We start from the raw sequence: 5,081 nt of genomic DNA, 5'->3' as shown, positions 1-5,081 counted from the left end.
GCGGCCTGGGCGGGGGGGGGGGGGCGATTCCGGGCCCGGTCCCGGGGGGCCCGGGCCCCGGCCCCCGCCCCCGCCCCACGCTCGCCCCAGCGGGGCACCGGAAGCGGCTCGAGGCCCACCGGATTCCCTCATCCCCGCAATCGGAAGGCGAGCATTCACATGGCTCTCTACACCAGCGCATCGGGCATCGGCGGTCTGCTGCCCGAGCAGGTTCACCAGCTCATCGTCCGGCCCGTGCAACGGGATTCGGTGGCCCTGCAGGTGACCACCGTTCTCCCCACGGACTCGACGTCATCGAAGTTCCCCATCATCACCGGCGACCCGTCCGCGGAGTGGGTGCCCGAAGGTGGCGAGATCACCCCGGACGACTCCGAACACGACGAGCTCGAGGTGTTCCACAAGAAGGTCGCCGGGCTCACCATCATCTCTCGCGAGCTGGCAGAGGACTCGAATCCGTCCGCGCTCGAGATCGTGGGCGCCGGTCTGGTCCGCAGCATCGTCGCGAAGGTCGACACCGCGTTCTTCGCCGCCACCACCGCCAACGGCCCGAACGGTATCGCCGGGACGACTCACCAGCTCGTCGATATCGGCGCGGGCATCACCAACACCGACCCGTTCGCCGAAGCGCTGAGCAAGGCCGAGACCGTGGGCGCGCAGATCACCAACTTCGTCGCTCACCCGGACACCGCGCTGGCGCTGTCCAAGCTGAAGGAGGCCACCGGCAGCAATCGGCCGCTGTTGACCCCGGACCCGACTCAGCCGGGCGCGCGGATGGTTCAGGGTGTGCCGCTGCTGGTCTCGCCCTACGTCACCAACGGTGATGTGTGGGGCATCCCGAGCGCCTACGCCTTCACCACGTTGCGGCGGGACGTGACTCTGGACATCTCCGATCAGGCGTATTTCTCGAGTGACCGGGTGGCGGTGAAGGCGACGATGCGGCTGGCGTTCGGGTTCCCGCATCCGGCCGCGATCATCCGCATCGGCGAACCGGACGCGAGCTGATGGCGGACGCTGATGCCATGCCGGTACGCGGGTACCGGCTCGACGCTCTCCGCACGGACGGCCGTATCGGGTTCTTCGGTGCGGCCGAGGAGATTCACCTGAGCGGCCGTTCTCCGCGGCCGAAGGTGGACACCGCCCGATGGACGCCCGCGGCGTTCTGCATGGAGCGCAACCACCTGGCGCCGGACCCGGGATGCGGGTGTGGGTGGCACATGGACACCAACCTGACGGCGCTGACTGAAATGCGTTGCTGTGCACAAGGATTGAGCGCGGGCGGGTTCGTTCAAGGGGCGCTTCGCCAGTGCCGGGCGGCCCCGCGTGTCATCCCCGGCAACAGCATCCGGGCGCGGGCAGTGGTGGCGGAGGTCACCGGGCATGGCCTGTGCCTGCCGGGCAATTTCCGCGACGACACCCCGACCACGGTGCGCGTGGATCGGCTACGCCTCGAGGGGCGAGTGTGGATCCGCAGCAGGGTCGACGCCGGGGTGGTCGAGGCCGTCCAGCGGCGGTACCCGTTCGTTCGGATCGAGCGATTCAGCCATCTGTCCGAGGTGCCCGATATGGTCGAGGGCTCGAAACAGAGCACCTGACAACGACTCTCCGTCACGGTGACGGAAGGCTCAGAGCCCGGAAGGATGTCCCCCCGATGGACGCCCTTCCGGGCTCAGTGCTGTGGGGGCAATCCCGTTGACACCCCTGGTTCGCCGGTTGCGGTGCTCAGCACCACGACTTGCGTGATCCCGCAAAATCTCCCCGGTTTGAGTAGTCCTCCGGCAACCTCGCAAATCTGGTAGGGGCGCGCACTAGTGCGCATCCCTGACCAGCGTTTTTGCCGACGCCGACAACCTGGGTGACCAGGGGACTTTCGCGACCAAAGCCCCCTCGAGCGACAGGGGAGTTACTTCCGGTCACTCTCCTCGGCAGTCAGTCGCGCATGTCCGGGTCGACCTGAGCGAGCATCACATTCAGCCAGTCCGTATGCCGGTGCTCGGCAGGCATGGACGCCAGACCTTGGGTCGCCTCTTCGATGCCGTCCGCGCGTCGGCCCATGCAGCTCAGCACGAGACCGCGCTGCACCGCGAGGAAACCGGGGGTGTACCAGTACCCGCCCGCGGGGAGTTCGTCGCTCTCCGGTGGATCGGCGGCCAGCTCCCGTGCAGCTGCACGGTTCTCCCCACGCCGGGCGAGTACTTCGGCCCGCCAGTAGCGATCGAACGTACGCAGCGCCGGGTGTACGCCGTCCTCAGCAAGAGCAGCATCGGCCAAGTCCAGCGCCTTCGCCAGGTCCCCGTCATGGCGTGCGGTGAGCGACCGGAACGACAGCGCGTGTGCCCGCTGCGCCCCGTCCTGGGCCAGTGCCGCGGCGTCGCGCAACACCCGGTCCGCTGTCGCGCGGCGGCCGGTGGCGTGCTCGAGCCAGCCCCGATACCGCGTGACCTCCGATGCCAGGGCCGCCGAGGACCGCCCGCCGGCGCGATGCCGGGCCATCTCCCGCGCGGTGCTGTCCAGGCCCCGCACCAACGACACCACCGTCCCGGTGCCCATCGTGTCCTCGAGGTGGCGCGTCTTGTCGAGGATCACCGCAAGGTCATCAACACCGCTCAGGCCCGCGGTGGACGGGCTGGAGACCGTGGCGCCGAGTCGCAGAATGTCGACGCCATCGAGCACCGGATCGGACAGCACTTCGCGGTAGGCGTTGAGCACTGCCGGGGTGATCGGCCGTCCACCGGTCTCGACGAGCGAGAGATAGGAGGGGGTGAAGTACACCAGGTCCGCCATGCGTCGCAGGCTCAGCCCGGCCGCGCATCGCAGCTCCCGCAGCAGTTCCCCCGTTGGTGTGCCTTCGGTCAACACGAGTCAACGGTAGAGCCGTTCCGTCGCTGGTGTCGGACGAACACACTGAGTTCAGCACTCGATGCCGGGTCGACACCGACCCCCGAAGCGGATGTCCCCGGCATCGAGTGTTCCCAACCGTTGGCCTCACGTCCGTGGTTGCTCGGTGTCGAACGCCATCTACTGCTATCCCCGAAGGTGGCCAACCACGTTCATGACGGCCGTGGTTGGCCGCGTCCGGGGGCTGTGTTGCTCACCGACATGGTTGCCCGCCGTGGGCACATTTTGGGCACAACCGACCGGGATTATCGGTGATTATCAGTGAACAACAGTGATGTGTTTCCGCTGATAGAGCGATTTTCGACCCCCTGGCCAGTACCTCGGAAAGGGTTCAAATCCCTCCGCCACCGCCAGAGAGCCCCTCGCCTGAATCGCCAGGTGAGGGGCTCTTTTCGTGGGCGAAGCGTTGATGCGCGTCATTGTGGGTAGCCGGGAGGCGAGCCGCTCGCACGGCGGCCACCGGCCCACCGGACCCCGGCCCGGCGGGAGACGTCGCCGAAGGAGACACGATGACCGCGCCCGGCACGCTCGACCCGACGCTCGTCGATCTGTACCGAGACCTGCACAGTCATCCGGAACTCGGGTTCCAGGAGCATCGCACCGCGGGTCTGGTGGCCGAGCGGTTGCGCGGGCTGGGATTCGAGGTCACCACGGGGGTGGCGGAGACCGGGGTTGTCGGCGTGCTGCGCAACGGCGCGGGTCCGACCGCGCTGTTGCGCGCCGACATGGACGCGCTTCCGGTCCGGGAGGACACCGGCCTGCCCTATGCCAGCACCGTCACGGCCACCGACCAGCACGGCGCCACGGTGCCGGTGGCCCACGCGTGCGGCCACGACCTGCACATCACCTGCCTGCTCGGCGCGGCGGCGATACTGGCCGGCGACCGGTCGGCCTGGTCGGGCACGTTGCTGCTGGTGTTCCAGCCCGCGGAGGAACTCGGCGCGGGAGCACAGGCCATGGTCGACGCCGGCCTCTTCGATCGGTTCCCGAAGCCGGACGTCGTGCTCGGCCAGCATGTCGCGCCACTGCCCGCGGGCAAGATCGCCGGACATCCCGGCCCGTCCTACGCCGGTTCGGATTCGTTGCTGGTGCGCTTGACCGGCCGGGGCGCGCACGGATCGATGCCGGAGGCCGCGGTCGATCCGATCGTGCTCGCCGCCGCGACGGTGCTGCGGTTGCAGACCATCGTCTCCCGCGAGATCCCGAGCACCGCGACCGCCGTGCTCACCGTCGGGTCCATCCACGCGGGCCAGGCCGCCAATGTGATTCCCGGATCCGCCGAGATCCAGCTCAACATCCGCAGCTACGACGCGGCGGTGCGCCGCCGGATCCTCGACAGCGTGGCCCGGATCGTGCGCGGCGAAGCGGTGACGGCGGGCGCGCCGCAGGAGCCGGTCATCACCGAGATCGAGCGATTCCCGGTTGTCGTCAACGACTCTGGGGCACTGGGCAGGAGCCTCGACGCCATCGCGTCCTGGCTGGGGGCGGACAACATCCTCGACCCGGGCGCGGGCGCGGGCAGCGAGGACGTCGGCATCCTCGCCACCGGCTCCGGTGCGCCGCTGTCGTATTGGCTGCTCGGCGGCGCGGACCCGGCGCTGTTCACCACGGGTGACATGAGTGATCCCGCGCTGCTGGAGATTCCGTCGAATCACTCGCCGCACTACGCCCCGGTCCTCGACCCCACCCTCGGGATCGGAGTGCGCGCTCTGGTGAGCGCGACGCGCGAGTGGCTGCCCGCGCGGCGATAGCGGTCCAGTATTCCGCGCGAACTACACATCCCGCGTGAATCGGGCGTGAGCGGGTATCCCGCTGATGTTGGCAGCGGGAAGGGGACGGGTGCCGGGAGCGCCGCCGAACCGTCCGCAAGAACGATGCGCGAGAGAGTCATGAGAATTGGAAGTGCGATTGTTCTGATCTGGTTGTTGATCGGTGTGGTGGCCTGCGTCCAGCGGGACTACTTCGACAACAGCGGCCCGGTCGACTGTGCGGGAATCGGGACTGTGGCGGTCACCGTGATCGCCGGACCGCTCAACTACATGGGCGTGAATCCGAAGGTCGACAACTGCGATGTCGACGTGCCGCAGCCGAGTCCGTAACGGGACGCAGTGAAACGGGCAACGGCCCCCCCCCCGGGGGGGGGGGGGGCGGTGGGGGGGGTGGGCGGGGGGGGGCGGCGCCCGCCG

The 5,081-nt window shown here is 68.9% G+C and carries 5 protein-coding genes; 4 read left to right on the top strand and 1 reads right to left on the bottom strand.

Annotated elements, in window-relative coordinates; genetic code table 11:
• Window positions 1-159: 159 nt before the first annotated feature.
• Together QH283_RS28065 and QH283_RS28060 are read left to right on the top strand one after the other, a co-directional pair.
• On the top strand, window positions 160-1,002 hold the full coding sequence (locus tag QH283_RS28065; protein ID WP_280505938.1) for a phage major capsid protein: 843 nt from the start codon (window positions 160-162) through the stop codon (window positions 1,000-1,002).
• Between the two features lie 212 nt (window positions 1,003-1,214).
• Window positions 1,215-1,592 carry a hypothetical protein gene (locus QH283_RS28060; RefSeq protein ID WP_280505937.1) on the top strand — a complete coding sequence of 126 codons (378 nt, stop codon included), beginning with the start codon at window positions 1,215-1,217 and terminating at the stop codon, window positions 1,590-1,592.
• A 334-nt stretch (window positions 1,593-1,926) separates the two neighbouring features.
• Here QH283_RS28060 and QH283_RS28055 read toward each other — a convergent pair whose 3' ends face one another.
• Window positions 1,927-2,856, bottom strand: a complete 930-nt coding sequence (locus tag QH283_RS28055) for a helix-turn-helix domain-containing protein (protein ID WP_280505936.1) — start codon at window positions 2,854-2,856, stop codon at window positions 1,927-1,929.
• A 548-nt stretch (window positions 2,857-3,404) separates the two neighbouring features.
• Here QH283_RS28055 and QH283_RS28050 point away from each other — a divergent pair.
• Together QH283_RS28050 and QH283_RS28045 are read left to right on the top strand one after the other, a co-directional pair.
• Window positions 3,405-4,646 (top strand): amidohydrolase, encoded by a 1,242-nt coding sequence (locus QH283_RS28050; protein WP_280505935.1) that lies wholly within the window; start codon window positions 3,405-3,407, stop codon window positions 4,644-4,646.
• Between the two features lie 138 nt (window positions 4,647-4,784).
• A complete protein-coding gene (locus QH283_RS28045) occupies window positions 4,785-4,994 on the top strand; it encodes a hypothetical protein (RefSeq protein ID WP_280505934.1) in 210 nt (69 codons plus the stop codon).
• Window positions 4,995-5,081: the final 87 nt, after the last annotated feature.

The organism is Nocardia farcinica, assembly GCF_029867845.1.
Classification (GTDB): domain Bacteria; phylum Actinomycetota; class Actinomycetes; order Mycobacteriales; family Mycobacteriaceae; genus Nocardia; species Nocardia farcinica_A.
This window is presented reverse-complemented; position numbering and strand designations above follow the sequence as displayed.